Below are 15811 nucleotides of genomic sequence, written 5' to 3' on the forward strand. Positions count from 1 at the left end.
GCGCAGGAAATTCCACGCCATGAGCGACAAGCAGCTTCTTCACCTCGTGATCGGCGGTGAACTGAAGAACGTTTCCGATATCGAGTTCCGCGACCTCAGCCAGGTCGAGTTCGTCGGCGCCTACGCCAACTACGCCGACGCCCACGCCGCCTGGAAGGCCAAGGCCCAGGCCACCGTCGACAACGCCCATGCGCGGTACTTCATCATCCACGCCCACAAGCTGCTGGATCCGAGCCTGGACTAGATTCCCAATCCTTCTCCCCTTGCGGGAGAAGGTGGCGGCGCAGCCGCCGGATGAGGGGTCGCACAAACGCAAAACGCCGCGACAGCTTCAAGGCTGGCCGCGGCGTTTCTGTTCTTCAACCCCTCACCCGACCCCGCTTCGCGGGGCCACCCTCTCCCGCAAGGGGGAAAGATCATTCCCGCCTCAGAATCCCCTCCGTCACGATCCCGCCGATCATCCCGGCCCGGAAGTCGGCCTTGATCTTGACAGGGTCGTAGTCGGGGCTCTCCACCCACTGGGTGAAGGTCAGGCCCTTGGGGGCGGCGTCCTTCAGGTAGCGCTCGAAGGTGTAGTCCAGCACGCCGGTCTTGCCCTGCTTGATGTGCAGGTATTTGAACGACAGCTGCTCCATCGCCTCTTCGATCGGCAGGCCCAGGCGGTAGTGGCAGTAGAGCACGCTCATGATGCCCGCCCGGTCCGCGCCGGACTTGCAGTGCATCAGGGCGGGATATTCGATGCTCTCGAACAGGTCGCGGGCGCCCAGCACCCGTTCCTTGATCGGCACCTCGCGCGAGGTGATCACGAAGTCGACCATCTTCAGGCCGACCTTCTCGCAGGCGTACTTCTCCAGGGCGTAGAAGCTGCCGTCGAACCCGCCGCGCAGGTTGATGATCGTCTTGACGCCCTTCTTCTTCCACTCGGCCAGCTGGTGGGGCCAGGGCTGGTTGGTGCGCACCAGCTCGGGGCTGATCCAGTGGTCGTTCTTGAAGCCCAGACGCAGATAGGCGTGGTCGTGCCAGAGGTACGAGAGATAGGTCTTGAACCGTCCCCAGCGGGTCGTGGTGTCGTAGCCGGGCAAGCGGGCGTTCCTTTGGGTGAAGACGCCTAATTAGGCGCCACAGCCCTGTAATGCAAAAGCCACAGCGCCGCACCCCCGCCGCAATGACAAGCCAGAGGGCGTTGACACCCAACGCGCGAAATCCGACCCCTGCCGCATGACCGACCCCGCCGCGCCCCCGCTGACCAACCGCGTCCTGGCCGCGCGGATCTGGCGCGACTACCTCAGGCCGCGCTGGAAGGGCCTGACCGTCTCCATCGTCAGCGCCGCCATCATCGCGGCCCTGAGCGCGGCCCTGACCAAGATCATCCAGCCGGCCATCGACCAGCTGATCACCCATCCCCAGGCCGGGGCCCTGCTGCGCATCCCGCTGCTGATCGCCGCCCTGGCCGGGGCCCGCGCCCTGTTCCAGGTGGCCCAGGCCACCGCCATCAACCGGATCGGCAACGGCGTGGTCGGCGACGTGCAGGTCCGGCTGTTCGGCAAGCTGGTGCGCTCGGACCTGGCCCGGCTGCGCGGCGCCCATTCGGGCTCCTACGTCTCGTCGGTGCTCTATGACGCCACCCTGATCCGCGAGGCCGCGACCAGCGGCGTGGTCAACTACACCCGCGAGTTCCTGACCGTGATCGGCGCCCTGGTGGTCATGTTCCAGCTGGACCCGATCCTGGCGACCGGCGTGCTGGTCATCGCCCCGCTGTCCAGCCTGATCATCCGCCGCTTCTCGAAGAAGACCACCAAGGCCGCCAAGGGGGCCATGGGCGAGACCTCCAACCTGTCGACCGCGATCATGGAGAGCCTGGACGGCATCAAGATCGTCAAGATGGAGAACCGCGAGGCCTACGAGGAGTCGCGCGTCGCCACGGTGGTGGAGCGTCGCCAGCGCCACCTGATCAAGGGCAGCAACGCCAAGGCCATGGCCGCGCCGTCCACCGAGCTGTTCACCACCCTGATCATCGCCGCCGTCTTCGTCTACGCCGGCTGGCGGGCGACCAGCGGGGCGGGCGTGCTGGGCGGGACCCTGACGGCCGGCGCCTTCTTCGCCTTCCTCAGCGCCCTGATCATGGCCGCCCAGTCGCTGCGCCAGGTGGCCAACCTGCAGACGGTGTTCACCGAGGGCTTCACCGCCGCCCGCCGGCTGTTCGCGGCCCTCGACGTCGAGCCGACGATCACCGATCCCGCCGACGCCAAGGCCCTGCCGACGGGCGAGGCCGCCATCGCCCTGGACCATGTCGACTTCGCCTATGGCGACAACGCCCCGGCCCTGTCGGACGTCAGCCTGACCGCCAATCGGGGCGAGACGGTCGCCCTGGTCGGCCCCTCGGGCGGCGGCAAGAGCTCGATCCTCAACCTGATCCCGCGCTTCTACGACGTGACCGGCGGGGCGGTGACCATCGACGGCCACGACGTGCGGTCGGTGACCCTGGCCAGCTTGCGCGATCGCATCGCTCTGGTCACCCAGGAGCCGTTCCTGTTCGACGACACCATCCGCGCCAACATCGCCTACGCCCGGCCCAGCGCCGCCGAGGACGAGATCGAGGCCGCGGCCCGCCAGGCGGCGGCGCACGAGTTCATCGGCGACCTGCCCCTGGGCTACGACACCATCGTCGGCGAGGCCGGCACGCGGCTGTCGGGCGGCCAGCGCCAGCGCATCGCCATCGCCCGCGCCTTCCTGAAGGACGCCCCGATCCTGCTGCTGGACGAGGCGACCAGCGCCCTGGACACCGAGAGCGAGGCCCAGGTCCAGGCGGCGCTGGAGCGGCTGATGGCCGGCCGCACCACGATCCTGATCGCCCACCGCCTGTCGACCGTGAAGGGCGCCGACCGCATCTATGTGATCGACAAGGGCCGGGTGGTCGAGACCGGGACCCACGCCTCGCTGGTGCGCCAGAAGGGCCTCTACGCCCGCCTGGCCAAGGCCCAGAACCTGGACCACGTTCCCGCCGCCATCTCTCCGGAAACGGGAGCCGCCGAATGAGGCCCCTGCGCTGGCCGCTGGTGATCCAGATCGTGTCGTCGATCTTCGCCGGCTATTCCAAGCTGGTTTTCCACACCCTGCGCATGACCCGCGAGGGCCAGGAGCACGCCGAGGCGGTGTGGGCCCAGGGCCGCGAAACCGGGACCGGGGCGATCCTGTGCTTCTGGCACGCGCGCATCCCGATGTCGCCGCTGACCTGGCCGCAGGGTCCGGAGCGCCAGGACATGCGCGCCCTGATCTCGCGCTCGGCCGACGGCGAGTTCATCGCCCAGACGGTGGAAAAGCTGGGCTTCCCCGCCATCCGCGGCTCGTCGACCAAGAAGACCGACCCGGCCAAGAACAAGCACGGCGAGCAGGCCTTCCGCGACATGATCAAGTGGGTCAAGGACGGCGGCGGCATCGCCATCACCCCCGATGGCCCGCGCGGCCCGGCCGAGCGGATGGAGAAGGGCACCCCGTCCCTGGCCCGGGTGACCGGCGCGCCGGTGATCTTCGTCGGCCTGGCCGCCAAGCCCTGCCTCCGCCTGGGCTCGTGGGACCGCACCGTGATCCCCCTGCCCTTCGCCAAGGCCGCCATGGTCTGGAGCGCGCCGACGGCGGCGGGCCGTGGGGACGATCCGGACGCCCTGGTCGAGGCCTGGGCGGCGCAGCTGTCGGCGGTGACGCGGCGGGCGGAGGCGCTGGTGGGGCTGGAGCCGGACCAAGTCTGAGGCTCACCCACTTGCCCCCACCTGACCACTTCGCGGTCTGTCCGCCCCCATAGGGGGCGGAGGACGCGCATCTTCCCCCTATGGGGGAAGACGATCGCGAAGCGATCCGTAGGGGGCAAGTGGGTGAGCCGCTGGGCATGACGGTTGAAAGGCCCGCCCCTTGGTGGGATGTAGACCCCATGCCGAACGCTCACGATCACAAGCACGATCATCACGGTCATGATCACCACGATCACGCCCACGACGACCACCATGATCACGATCATGCGCACGGCCACCACCATCACCACCACGGCCCCGGCGGCCACCACCACGCGCCCAAGGACTTCGGCAAGGCCTTCGCGATCGGGGCGGCGCTGAACATCGGCTTCGTGCTGGCCGAGACCGTCGCCGGCCTGATGACCCACTCGCTGGCCCTGCTGGCCGACGCCGGCCATAACCTGTCGGACGTGCTGGGCCTGTTCATGGCCTGGGGCGCGGTGATCCTGGCMAAGAAGGCGCCGGGCGGACGCCACACCTACGGCCTGCGCAAGGGCACGATCCTGGCCTCGCTGACCAACGCCGTCTTCCTGCTGGTGGCCGTCGGGGCCATCGCCTGGGAGGCCGCCCGCCGCTTCGCCCATCCCCAGCCGATCGAGGCGGGCCCGGTGATGATCGTCGCGGGGATCGGCATCGTCATCAACACCGCCACGGCCCTGATGTTCATGAAGGGCTCCGAGGACGACCTGAACATCCGCGGGGCCTTCCTGCACATGGCCGCCGACGCGGCCATCTCGGCCGGGGTCGTGGTGGCCGCCGCCGCCATGTGGGCGACCGGCTGGCTGTGGCTGGACCCGGTGGTCAGCCTGGGCATCGTGCTGGTGATCGTGCTGGGCACCTGGGGCCTGCTGCGCGACAGCCTGGACCTGGCCCTGGACGCCGCCCCGCGCGGCATCGACCCCAAGGCGGTCAAGGCCTGGCTGGCCGAGCGCCCGGGCGTGACCGAGGTCCACGACCTGCACATCTGGGCCATGAGCACCACCGAGACGGCCATGACCGCCCACCTGGTGCGCCCCGAGAATCCCGACAACGACCGGTTCCTGCACGACATCTGCGGCGAGATGTCAAAGCGGTTCAAGATCGGCCACGTCACCATCCAGGTGGAGTCGGGCGGCGTGGCCACCTGCCACCTGGCCGGCGCGGACGCGGTGTGAGCCTTCCCCTGTCCCTGGCGCTGTACCGCGCGGCGACGACCGCGCTGGAGCCGTTCGCGCCCCTGCTGCTGGACCGCCGCGCCAAGGCCGGCAAGGAGGACCGCGCGCGCCTGCACGAGCGCCTGGGCCGCCCCACCGTCCCGCGCCCCGAAGGCCGGCTGGTCTGGCTGCACGGAGCCAGCGTCGGCGAGAGCCTGTCGATCCTGCCCCTGGTCGAGCGCCTCCGCGCCGAGCGGCCGGACGTTACAGTGTTGGTGAGTTCGGGCACCGTCACCTCGGCCCAGCTCCTGGCCCGCCGGCTGCCGGAGGGCGCGGTCCACCAGTTCCTGCCGGTCGACACGCCCGGCGGCGCCCGGCGGTTCCTGGACCACTGGCGGCCGGACCTGGCGGTGTTCGTCGAGAGCGAGCTGTGGCCCAACCTGCTGCTGACCGCCAAGTCGCGCGGGGTGAAGCTGGCCCTGGTCTCGGCCAAGCTGTCCGATAAAAGTTACGACGGCTGGCGGGCCCGGCCCTTCGCGGCCTATGAGCTGTTCAGCGGCTTCGACCTGATCCTGGCCCAGGACGGCCGCGCCGCCGAGCGGCTGGCCAGCCTGGGCGGCGTGGTGGCCGGCGAGGCCGACCTGAAGTTCGGCTCGGACGCCCTGCCGGTCGACGCCGCCGCCCTGGCCAGCCTGCGCGTGCGCCTGGGCGACCGTCCGCTGCTGCTGGCCGCCAGCACCCATCCGGGCGAGGACGAGATCGTGCTGGAGGCCTGGCGGTCGCTTCCCGACCGCCCCCGCCTGGTGATCGTCCCCCGCCATCCCGACCGCGGCCCCGTGGTCGCGGACCTGGCCTTGGCGACCGGGGCCACCGTTTGCCTGCGCAGCCGCGAGCCCGACGACAGCGCCGAGGTCATCGTCGCCGACACCTTGGGCGAGCTGGGCCTCTGGTACCGCCTGGCCGACCTGGCCCTGGTGGCCGGCAGCCTGGTGGCCGGGATCGGCGGCCACAACCCGCTGGAGCCGGCGCGGCTGGACTGCCCGATCGTCTCGGGCCCCCATGTCGAGAACTGGCTGACCGCCTATGCCGACCTGCGCGACGCCGACGGCGTGGCCTTTGCCGACGCCTCGGTGCTGGGCGCGCGCCTGGCCGACCTGCTGGCCGGGCCGGAAAGCCTGAAGCTGCAGGCCGACCGCGCCCAGGCCTTCGTCGCCCGCCGCGACGCCGAGGCCCGGGCCGGCCTGGACCGGATCGTCGCCCTGCTGGACGCGGACGCCGACGTGGAGACTGGGGCATGAAGCTGGCCACGCCCCGCTGGTGGTACCGTCGCGACGGCGCGCCCAGTCCCGTCACCCGCGCCCTGCTGACGCCGCTGTCGTGGATCTGGGCCGCCCAGACCGCCCGCCGCATCGCCCGCACCCAGCCGCGCGGCGCCGACTGCGCGGTGATCTGCGTCGGCAACTTCACGGTCGGCGGAGTGGGCAAGACGCCGATCGTCCGCGAGCTGCTGCTGACCCTGACCCAGCGCGGTCGCCGCGCTCACGGCCTGTCGCGCGGCTATGGCGGGCGGCTGAAGGGTCCGGTGCGGGTCGACTCCAGCCGCCATACCGCCAGGGACGTCGGCGACGAGCCGCTGATGCTGGCCCAGGACTTCCCGATGTGGGTGTCGCGCGACCGCGTGCTGGGCGCGCGCAAGGCCGCAGCCAACGGGGCCGAGGTGGTGGTCATGGACGACGGCCACCAGAACCCGGACCTGCGCAAGACCCTGTCGCTGGTGGTGGTCGACGGCGAGACCCGCGACGACGAATGGCCGTTCGGCGACGGCAAGGTGTTCCCGGCCGGGCCGATGCGCGAGCCCCTGGCCGCCAGCCTGGCCCGCACCGATGCGGTGATCGTGCTGCTGCCCGACGACCTGCCGGCCGCCGATCCCGCGCTGCTGGCCCTGTTCGGCGACACGCCGGTGCTGATCGCCAGGCTGGAGCCCGCCGTCCCCCCGCCCAGGGGCCGCCAGGTCGGCTTCGCCGGCATCGGCAAGCCCTGGAAGGTCGAGCGCGCCCTGAAGGCCGCCGGCTGCCACCTGGTGGACTTCGCGCCCTATCCCGACCACGGCGACTATGACGAGGCGACGCTGCGGTTCCTGGCGGACCGCGCGGCGACCTACAGCGCCGGCCTGGTGACGACCGAAAAGGACTGGGTGCGGCTGCCCCAGGAATGGCGGGACAAGGTGACGCCTTGGCCGGTCAGGGCGCGGTTCGAGGACGAGGGGGCGTTGGGGGCCTTGCTGGAGTCAGCAGGCCTGTAGCTCACCGACTTGCCCCCACCTGGCGGCTTCGCCGCCTGTCCGCCCCCATAGGGGGCGGAGGACACGCACCGCGCCGGCGGCGGCGCCTCTTCCCCCTCTGGGGGAAGACGACCGCGAAGCGGTCCGTAGGGGGCAAGTGTTCGCCGTCTAGGCGCCGGCCTTCTTCGCGAACTCCCACGCGCCCCTGGCAAGAACGGGCACCCGCGCCTCCATGATCTCCGCATGGGCGCTGGCCGCGGTGCCGTCCCGCACCCGCCCCACGATCCCCTGGCAGATGCCCGCCAGGCGGAACAGGTTGTAGCTGAAGTACCAGTCCAGGTTCGGCAGGCCGTCGCGGCCGGTCAGCTTGCAGTACTGGGCCACGGCCTCGTCGATGGTGGGCACGCCGTAGGCCGTCAGGTCCTTGATCTCGGCTAGGCCGCCGCGCTGGTCGGACGGCATCACCCAGTTCATCAGGAAGTAGCTGAAGTCGGCCAGCGGGTTGCCCAGGGTCGACAGCTCCCAGTCCAGCACCGCCACCACCTTCGGCTCGGTCGCGTGCAGGATCATGTTGTCCAGGCGGTAGTCGCCGTGGACGATCGAGGTCATGTCGTCGGGCGGGCAGCTCTTGGGCAGCCAGTCCATCAGCCGGTCCATGTCCTCCAGCTGGCGGGTCTCCGACGCCTTGTACTGCTTGGTCCAACGGTCGATCTGGCGGGCGAAGTAGTTGCCCGGCTTGCCGTAGTCGGCCAGGCCGACGGCGGCGTAGTCGACATTGTGCAGGGCCGCCAGGGTGGCGATCTCGGCCTCGTAGATCGCCCGGCGCTCGGCCGGCTGGTAGTCGGGCAGAGTCCCGTCCCACAGGATCCGGCCCTCCACGTTGTCCATCACGTAGAAGATCGTGCCGATCACGTCCTCGTCCAGGCACAGGGCGTAGGCCTTGGCGACGGGGAAGTTCACCTTGTTGAGGCTGGAGATCACCTTGAACTCGCGGTCCACGGCGTGGGCGCTGGGCAGCAGCTTGCCCGGCGGCTTGCGGCGCAGGACGTACTTCCTGGCGGGCGTGACCAGCTGGTAGGTCGGGTTCGACTGGCCGCCCTTGAACTGGCGCACCTCCAGCGGGCCGGCATAGCCCTCGACATTGGCCTCCAGCCAGGCCGCCAGCCTGGCCTCGTCGATCGCGTGGCGCGGGTCGACGGGCTTGGTCCCGGAGTTCAGGTCCTGGGCGGACTGTTCGGCGGCGGCCATGCGCTTTCTCCCCAACGCTTGTTTGAAAGCGACATTAGAGCGTGGGGACGGCGACGCAACCCTTCAGGCGGCTTGAGACGTCCTGCGGAAGCCGGCTACAATCGCCCCGTCGAAAAAGGGCCATGGACCGGAAGAGGTAAGCCCGGTCGCTCCGAACTTCGGGGAACCTGTACCCACGCCTCACGGCAGGGACCCACGGCGAGACGACGGCGCGATCACGCGTCGCCGGCTCGGCGTGCGTGGTCCTGGTCAATCCCGATCGAACCTCCGTGCGCCGCGCCTCACCTGAAGGAGAGCGCCATGCGCCTGAACCATATCGACCTGCCCGTGCCCGACGTCGCCGCGACGCGGGACTTCTTCGTCGCCTGGCTGGGCTTCACCCACGAGCGGACCCTGGGCCAGGACGGCCTGTCCATCCTGCGCGACCCCGCCGGCCTGGTGCTGGTGCTCAGCCGCCTGCGCCGCGACGGGGCCCAGACCTGGCCGATCCCGTTCCACATCGGCTTCCACCTGGAGAGCCGGGAGGCGGTGTCGGACCTCCAGGCCCGCATGGCGGCCGGCGGCCTGGCCGTCGAACCGCCGTCGATGCAGCACGGGGCCTTCGCCTTCTACCTGACCGCGCCGGGCGACATCCTGGTGGAGGTGGCGCACCGGGGGTAGCCGCGCGCGAAACGGGGACAGGCGCATGCGCCTGTCCCCAGCCGTAGCTCGACCGTCAGCCGTGCTGGCTCAGCGCCCGCCAGCCGATGTCGTTGCGGTAGAACCCGCCTTCCAGCGAGAGCGTGCCGAGGGCCGCATAGGCCACGTCCCGCGCCTCGTGCAGGGTCGCGCCCAGGGCGCAGACGTTCAGCACCCGGCCGCCCGAGGCGACCAGCCGGCCGTCGGCGTCGCGGGCCGTGCCGGCGTGGAAGATCTCGGCCTCGTGGCCGTAGTCGGACTCCGCGCCCTGGATGACGCCGCCGGTCACCGGCTTGTCGGGATAGCCCTGGGCCGCCAGCACCACGCAGATCGCCGCCTCGTCGCGCCAGACGGGCTTGTCGGCCGACGCCAGGTCGCCCTTGGCCGCCGCCAGCAGGATCGGGACGATGTCGCTTTCCAGGCGCAGCATCAGGGTCTGGCACTCGGGGTCGCCGAAGCGGGCGTTGTACTCAACCAGCTTGGGGCCGGTCGGGGTCAGCATCAGGCCGGCATAGAGCACGCCCACATAGGGGCAGCCCTCGGCCGCCATGCCCTCGACCGTGGGGACGATCAGCTCGCGCCAGGCCTGGTCGACCAGGGCCTGGGTCAGGACCGGCGGCGGCGAATAGGTGCCCATGCCGCCGGTGTTGGGGCCCTCGTCGCCGTCATAGGCGCGCTTGTGGTCCTGGGCCGCGCCGAACAGGACCGCCGTCTTGCCGTCGCAGATCGCGAAGAGGGACGCCTCCTCGCCGTGCATGAACTCCTCGATCACCACCCGGGCGCCGGCCGAGCCGAAGCGGCCGCCCAGCATGTCCAGCACCGCGGCGTCGGCCTCGGCGCGCGTGGCGGCGATCACCACGCCCTTGCCCGCCGCCAGGCCGTCGGCCTTGATCACGAACGGGGCTTCCAGGGTGTCGAGGAAGGTCCCGGCCGAGGCCGCGTCCTCGAACACGCCATAGGCCGCCGTCGGCAGGCCGTGGCGCCGGCAGAAGTCCTTGGTGAAGGCCTTGGAGGTCTCCAGCMGCGCGGCCTGGGCGCTGCCGCCGAAACAGGGGATGCCGACCTTGGCCAGTTCGTCGGCCAAGCCGACCTCCAGCGCCGATTCCGGCCCGACCACCACCAGGTCGGCGGCGATCTCCTGCGCCAGGGCCACCAGGCCCGCCACGTCGGTGACCTTGACCGGCTTCAGCTCGGCGACCTGGGCGATCCCGGGATTGCCCGGGGCGGCGACGAGCCGCCCACAGAGCGGCGACTGGGCGATCTTCCAGGCCAGGGCGTGCTCGCGCCCGCCGGACCCGACGAGCAGGATGTTCAGCTTTTCCATGAGGCCGGGGTGTCGCGTGAGCGGGCCGCGCGGTCAAGGCGAATGACGCGGTCGCGAGCGCACCTCATAATGGAATATTGACATAACTCGCCACAAGGTAGCACCCTCCCGGCCGAGCTCGAACCTGGGCCACGGGAGAGAACGCCATGTCGCTCGCGAACATCGAACACATCGTCGTGCTGATGCTGGAGAACCGCTCGTTCGACAGCATGCTGGGCTGGCTCTACCAGAACGACAAGCCCGAGGCCTTCATCCCGCCGAACTCCGGCCCGCCGTTCCGGGGGCTGCAGTCGGTMAATCCCGACGCCTTCATCAACACCGCCCTGAACGGCACGCTCAGCGCCAAGCCGACGCGCGGCGTCACGGGATTCACCGTGCCCGATCGCGCGCCCGGCGAGGAGTTCGCCCAGGTCCACACCCAGTTCAGCGGCAAGAACGCCGGCCCCGACGCGCCGATCACGATGAAGGGGGTGCTGGAGGACTATGTCGAGGTCCTGCAGAAGCTGAAGGTCAGCGACGCCGACATCCGCCGGATCGCGCCCAGGATCATGCAGAGCTTCACGCCCGGCCAGGCGCCGGTGCTGAACCAGCTGGCCCGGCACTACGCGGTCAGCGACGCCTGGTACGCCTCGGTGCCGTCGCAGACCAATCCCAACCGCTCGTTCCTGATGTGCGGCACGTCGAACGGGATGATCAACAACGGCGACCTGGAGACCAATCCGCAGGCCAAGAAGATCGAGCAGATCCTGGGCATGGCGATCGGCGACGACCGGGTCGACGCCCCCACGATCTTCAACGCCCTGAACACGGCCGGGGCCGATTGGAACGTCTTCTACCAGACCAGCTACCTGCCGCAGAAGATCTCGTCCCTGCTGCAGAACCAGAAGGCCCTGCTGGCCCTGCTGGCCATCGTCAGCCCGGCGATCGGGATCGCCGTCGCCGCCGTGCTGGCCCTGCTCAACCCCTACATCCAGTACCTGATCGAGCTGACCTCCGGCCAGCTGAACTCCTGCTACACATGGCGCCTGTTCCCGCAGATCAGCGGCAAGATCCCCAACGCCGCCGCCCACTTCGGGAAGCTGGAGGACTTCCACCGCAAGGCCCGCGCCGGCCAGCTGCCGAAGTTCAGCTATATCGAGCCGTACTGGACCATCTCGCACACCACGGTCGACAACCCGGTCTACCAGAACCTGTTCACGGCCCTGGGCAACGACTACCACCCGCCGGGCAGCGCCCTGGCCGGCGAGCAGTTCGTCAAGGAGGTCTACACCAGCCTGATCTCCAACAAGGCGGCCTGGAACAAGACCCTGCTGCTGATCACCTTCGACGAGTTCGTCGGGTCGTTCGACCACCAGACCGAGGACCTGAAGCCGGGCAAGGTGCAGCCGCCCTGGGCCCCGAACGGCAAGCCGCCCTACCAGAACAAGGCCGGCTTCAAGTTCGACCGCCTGGGCGCGCGCGTGCCGACCATCATCGTCTCGCCCTATGTGAAGAAGGGCACGGTGTTCCGGTCGCCGACCGCCACGCCCTACGACCACGCCTCGCTGATCGCCACCACCCTGAAGAAGCTCAACCGCCCGGACCTGGCGCCGCAGTTCGGCGCGCGGGTCAAGAACGCCCCCACCTTCGACGACGTCGTCACCCTGGGCCAGGCCCGGACCGACGAGCGGGCGCTGGCGTTCCTGGACGCCGCCCGCAAGAACGGCGACCCGGTCCACTTCGGCGACACCTTCATGCTGCGCAATCCGAACGGCCAGTATCTGAGCCCGGCTTACGCCACCATGAAGGTGGCCGGCGGCGGCTCGGTCCTGCCCACGGCCCTGACCAATGTCTGCGTGGACCTGGGCGTGGCCGCCTGGTTCCCCACCCTGGGCCACGCGGGCAAGGCGCCGCTGGCCTTCGTCACCCCCGTCGCCGATCCGCCGGGGCAGATCGCCAACGGCACGCTGGCCCTGCTGGTGACGCGGGAGTCGGTGACGGGAGCCCACAACATCATGGGCGCGTGGGCCGACTCCCACGACTGCTACTACACCGACGAGTACCTGGACGGCGAAAACCTGAAAAAGCAGACCTGGCGGATCCAGAAGGCCAACGATCCCAACCTGCCGCTGCGCTTCGGCGACCGGGTCCACCTGGTCAATCTGTTCTACGGCAACCAGGTCCTGACCCGCGACACCCGCTGGGGCCAGGGCGAGTGGATCACCACCGCCGCCAACGGCGACGCCTGGACCGTCGAGCCGTGGCCGGCCCAGGTGTGAGGGCTAGGCCAGGCGCCGCCACGTGAGCCGTGTCGCCAGATAGACCGCCGCCGCCGTCGCGAAAGCCGGCAGGGTCGCGCCGACATCGGGCGCCCACCGGCTCAAGGCCTGGTAGGCCCCGACGCCGACCGCCCAGGCCACGAGGCCCGCCGGGTTCAGCGCCCCGGCGGTCCCGCCCTGGCGACGGCGCACGATGAAGTGGTCGGCCAGCAGCACGCCGAACAGCGGCGCGAACACCGAGCCGATCAGCAGCAGGAAAGTCTCGTAGCGGGCCATCGGGGCCAGCAGGGCGATGGCGGTGCAGATCACGCCGAAACCCACGGCCAGGCGGGCGGGTCCCACGCGGACCAGGGTGGCGGTCGAGACGGCGGCCGAATGGATGTCGGCGAAGGTGTTGTCGGTCTCGTCGATGACGATGAGCAGCAGGGCGATCCCGCCGCCGCTGGCCGCCAGGGCCGACAGCAGCAGGTCCTCGCCGCCTCCGGCCACCAGGGCGTAGGCCGCGCCCAGGCCCATGAACCAGACATTGGCCAGCAGGTAGCCGACGAAGGCGCCGCGGAACATGCCGCGCGGCGAGCGGCCGAAGCGGGTGTAGTCGGCGATCAGCGGCAGCCACGACAGCGGCATGGCCACCACCAGGTCGACCCCGGCCCCGAAGCTCATCTCGCCCGTCCCGGCTCTGGCCATCAGGGCGCCCAGGTCATGGTCGGCCAGCAGCCGCCAGGTCAGCCAGCCCGCCCCGGCCAGCAGCAGCCACAGGCCCCAGGCCCGCAGGAACCGCCGCACGAACGACACCGGCCCCATCACCGCCAGGCCGGTGGCCAGGGCGCCGAAGGCCAGGGTCCACAGCAGGGGGTTGGACAGGCCGAAAGTCTGCTTGACCAGGGCGTCGGCGGAATCGCGCATGGCGATGATCTCGAACGCGCCCCAGCCGGTCAGCTGGACGGCGTTGAGCACGGCCGGGACCGCCGCCCCACGCGCCCCCAGGGCCAGCCGCAGCGACCCCATGGCCGAAAGCCCGGTGTCGGCCCCCACCACCCCGGCGGCGGCCAGCAGCAGCGCCCCCAGCACCGACCCCACGACGATCGCCGCCAGGGCCGCGCCCAGGCTGAGGCCCGGGACCAGGAAGGCGCCGGCCTGCAGGACCAGCAGGCCGATGCCCAGGCTGAACCACAGGGAAAACGCGTCGAGCCCGCCCAGGGCCCGGCGCTCGGCGGGGACGGGGGTCAGGGGGTCATAGGCGTCGGGAGAGTCGTCGAGCTGGGCCATGGGCCGGGTGTAGCAGGTGGGATCGTGGAGGCGGAAGCGGGGGGATCATCATGGAACCCCTCTCTCTTAGAGAGAGGGAGGGGCCCGCCGCGAAGCGGTGGGAGGGTGAGTGGTTTCACCGCCGGCCGGCAAACCCCAAGACGTTCAACCTCGCTTTCGAGGTGTCAGAAAAAGCGCGCCACGCCTGCCGGTCGTGAATCCGGCGATCAACCGAAGGTCTGCTGAACGACCGAGCCCCATTCGGTGAGGGTGTAACCACTCACCCTCCCATGGCTTCGCCATGGGCCCCTCCCTCTCTCTAAGAGAGAGGGGTTTGGTGGGCGTTCTTCGACGTCCGCAACGGGTCCGGACTCCGCCCCAAAACGTCGACAGCCCCGACCTCTCGGCCGGGGTTGTCGCATTTCCAGCGCTAGATCCGCCGCCTAAGCCGCGTCCAGATCCAGCGAATACCCGGCCGAACGCACCGTCCGGATCGGATCGCCGTCCACGTCCCCGTTCAGCGCCTTGCGGAGCCGCCCGATGTGGACGTCCACGGTCCGGGCCTCGACATAGACGTCCGAGCCCCAGACCGCGTCCAGCAGCTGTTCGCGGCTGAACACCCGGCCCGGGTGCTGCATCAGGTAGTCGAGCAGGCGGAACTCGGTCGKGCCCAGGTGGACCTCCTTGCCCTGGCGCTTCACGCGGTGGGCCACCCGGTCGATGACGATGTCGCCGACCGTGATGCGGTCGTCGGCCAGGCCCGGACGGATGCGGCGCAGGACGGCGCGGACGCGGGCGGTCAGCTCGATCATCGAGAACGGCTTGACCACGTAGTCGTCGGCCCCGGTGTCCAGGCCCCGGATGCGGTCGCTCTCCTCGCCGCGCGCCGTCAGCATGATGATCGGCACGTTGCGGGTTTCACTGCGGCCGCGCAGGCGGCGGCAGACCTCGATGCCCGAGACCTTGGGCAGCATCCAGTCCAGGATCACCAGGTCGGGCGCGCGCTCGGAGGCCATGGTCAGGGCCTCCTCGCCGTCGCCGGCCACGCCGACGACGTAGCCTTCCTTGTCGAGGTTGTAGTGCAGCAGGGTGGCCAGGGCGTCTTCGTCTTCGACCACCAGAACGTAAGGAGTCACTTCGGCCGGCCCTCTCTCTTAGTTCGTCAGCTCGAGCTTCGGGCGCTGGGAGACGATCTCCTCGCCGGTCAGCTCGAAATGGATGATCTCGGCGATGTTGGTGGCGTGGTCGCCGATGCGCTCGAGGTTCTTGGCGACGAACAGCAGATGAGCGCACGGATTGATCGTCCGGGGGTCGCCCATCATGTAGGTCAGCAGTTCGCGGAAGATGGCGTTGTAGTGCTCGTCGACTTCCTCGTCGCGGCTCCAGACGCCGATGGCGCGCTGCAGGTCCGAGGCGGTGTAGGCGTCGAGCACGTCCTTAAGGCGGCTCTGCACCAGCTTGCCCATGCGCTCGATCGAGCGGGTCAGGGCGCTCATCGGGTCGGCCTCGGTCAGGATCAGGGCGCGCTTGCCGATGTTCTTGGCCATGTCGCCGCAGCGTTCCAGGCTCATCGAGATCTTCAGGGCGGCCACCGCGTGGCGCAGATCCACGGCCATCGGCTGGCGCAGGGCGATCAGCCTGAAGGCCTTGCGCTCGATCTCGGCCTGCAGGGTGTCCAGCCGCTCGTCGCGGGCCACCACCTGCTGGGCCAGGGGCGCGTCGCGGCGGGCGATGCATTCGATGGCGTCGGCCACCTGGGCCTCGGCCAGGCCGCCCATGCGGGTGACCTCCGCCGTGAGGTGGTTCAGCTCTTCGCCGTAGGACTTGACGGTATGCTCGGTCATGTCTGGTCTCGA

14 protein-coding genes are annotated in these 15811 nt (G+C 70.1%); 8 read left to right on the forward strand and 6 right to left on the reverse strand.

Annotated elements, in window-relative coordinates:
• Positions 1–19: 19 nt before the first annotated feature.
• Positions 20–244 carry a DUF4170 domain-containing protein gene (locus AC1U89_RS19905; protein WP_029908790.1) on the forward strand — a complete coding sequence of 75 codons (225 nt, stop codon included), beginning with the start codon at positions 20–22 and terminating at the stop codon, positions 242–244.
• Positions 245–416: 172 nt separating this feature from the next.
• Here the strand turns inward: AC1U89_RS19905 and AC1U89_RS19910 are convergent, their stop codons facing one another.
• Positions 417–1082, reverse strand: coding sequence for a tyrosine-protein phosphatase (locus tag AC1U89_RS19910; RefSeq protein ID WP_337687822.1), 666 nt, complete (start codon positions 1080–1082; stop codon positions 417–419).
• Between the two features lie 136 nt (positions 1083–1218).
• On the opposite strand from AC1U89_RS19910, the gene AC1U89_RS19915 reads away from it, so the two are divergent.
• From AC1U89_RS19915 to lpxK, 5 genes are all read left to right on the forward strand, one after another.
• Entirely contained in the window at positions 1219–3036 is a 1818-nt protein-coding gene (locus AC1U89_RS19915; protein ID WP_479901382.1) for an ABC transporter ATP-binding protein, read from the forward strand.
• Positions 3033–3746 (forward strand): lysophospholipid acyltransferase family protein, encoded by a 714-nt coding sequence (locus AC1U89_RS19920; protein ID WP_479901383.1) that lies wholly within the window; start codon positions 3033–3035, stop codon positions 3744–3746. Before AC1U89_RS19915 ends, AC1U89_RS19920 begins: the two co-directional genes overlap by 4 nt.
• A 179-nt stretch (positions 3747–3925) precedes the next feature.
• Entirely contained in the window at positions 3926–4939 is a 1014-nt protein-coding gene (locus AC1U89_RS19925; protein WP_479901384.1) for a cation diffusion facilitator family transporter, read from the forward strand.
• Positions 4936–6216 (forward strand): 3-deoxy-D-manno-octulosonic acid transferase, encoded by a 1281-nt coding sequence (locus AC1U89_RS19930; protein ID WP_479901385.1) that lies wholly within the window; start codon positions 4936–4938, stop codon positions 6214–6216. The genes AC1U89_RS19925 and AC1U89_RS19930 overlap by 4 nt, the downstream gene beginning before the upstream one ends.
• Positions 6213–7220, forward strand: coding sequence for a tetraacyldisaccharide 4'-kinase (gene lpxK, locus AC1U89_RS19935; protein WP_479901386.1), 1008 nt, complete (start codon positions 6213–6215; stop codon positions 7218–7220). The genes AC1U89_RS19930 and lpxK overlap by 4 nt, the downstream gene beginning before the upstream one ends.
• Before the next feature lie 147 nt (positions 7221–7367).
• On the opposite strand, the gene AC1U89_RS19940 is transcribed toward lpxK, so the two are convergent.
• Positions 7368–8447, reverse strand: coding sequence for a phosphotransferase family protein (locus AC1U89_RS19940; protein WP_479901387.1), 1080 nt, complete (start codon positions 8445–8447; stop codon positions 7368–7370).
• A gap of 300 nt (positions 8448–8747) precedes the next feature.
• Here AC1U89_RS19940 and AC1U89_RS19945 point away from each other — a divergent pair, with 300 nt between their 5' ends.
• Positions 8748–9107 carry a VOC family protein gene (locus AC1U89_RS19945; protein ID WP_479901388.1) on the forward strand — a complete coding sequence of 120 codons (360 nt, stop codon included), beginning with the start codon at positions 8748–8750 and terminating at the stop codon, positions 9105–9107.
• A gap of 55 nt (positions 9108–9162) precedes the next feature.
• Here AC1U89_RS19945 and purD read toward each other — a convergent pair whose 3' ends face one another.
• Positions 9163–10449, reverse strand: coding sequence for a phosphoribosylamine--glycine ligase (purD, locus tag AC1U89_RS19950; RefSeq protein ID WP_479901389.1), 1287 nt, complete (start codon positions 10447–10449; stop codon positions 9163–9165).
• 146 nt (positions 10450–10595) lie between these two features.
• Between purD and AC1U89_RS19955 the strand changes: the two genes are divergently transcribed.
• Positions 10596–12707 carry an alkaline phosphatase family protein gene (locus AC1U89_RS19955; RefSeq protein ID WP_479901390.1) on the forward strand — a complete coding sequence of 704 codons (2112 nt, stop codon included), beginning with the start codon at positions 10596–10598 and terminating at the stop codon, positions 12705–12707.
• Positions 12708–12710: 3 nt separating this feature from the next.
• Here AC1U89_RS19955 and cytX read toward each other — a convergent pair whose 3' ends face one another.
• The 3 genes from cytX to phoU all read right to left on the reverse strand — a co-directional run bounded on the left by cytX (position 12711) and on the right by phoU (position 15799).
• A complete protein-coding gene (gene cytX / locus AC1U89_RS19960) occupies positions 12711–13976 on the reverse strand; it encodes a putative hydroxymethylpyrimidine transporter CytX (RefSeq protein WP_479901391.1) in 1266 nt (421 codons plus the stop codon).
• A gap of 422 nt (positions 13977–14398) precedes the next feature.
• A complete protein-coding gene (phoB, locus tag AC1U89_RS19965; RefSeq protein ID WP_479901392.1) occupies positions 14399–15091 on the reverse strand; it encodes a phosphate regulon transcriptional regulator PhoB in 693 nt (230 codons plus the stop codon).
• Between the two features lie 18 nt (positions 15092–15109).
• Entirely contained in the window at positions 15110–15799 is a 690-nt protein-coding gene (gene phoU, locus AC1U89_RS19970; protein ID WP_479901393.1) for a phosphate signaling complex protein PhoU, read from the reverse strand.
• Positions 15800–15811: the final 12 nt, after the last annotated feature.

Source organism: Caulobacter sp. 05T431 (assembly GCF_056665975.1).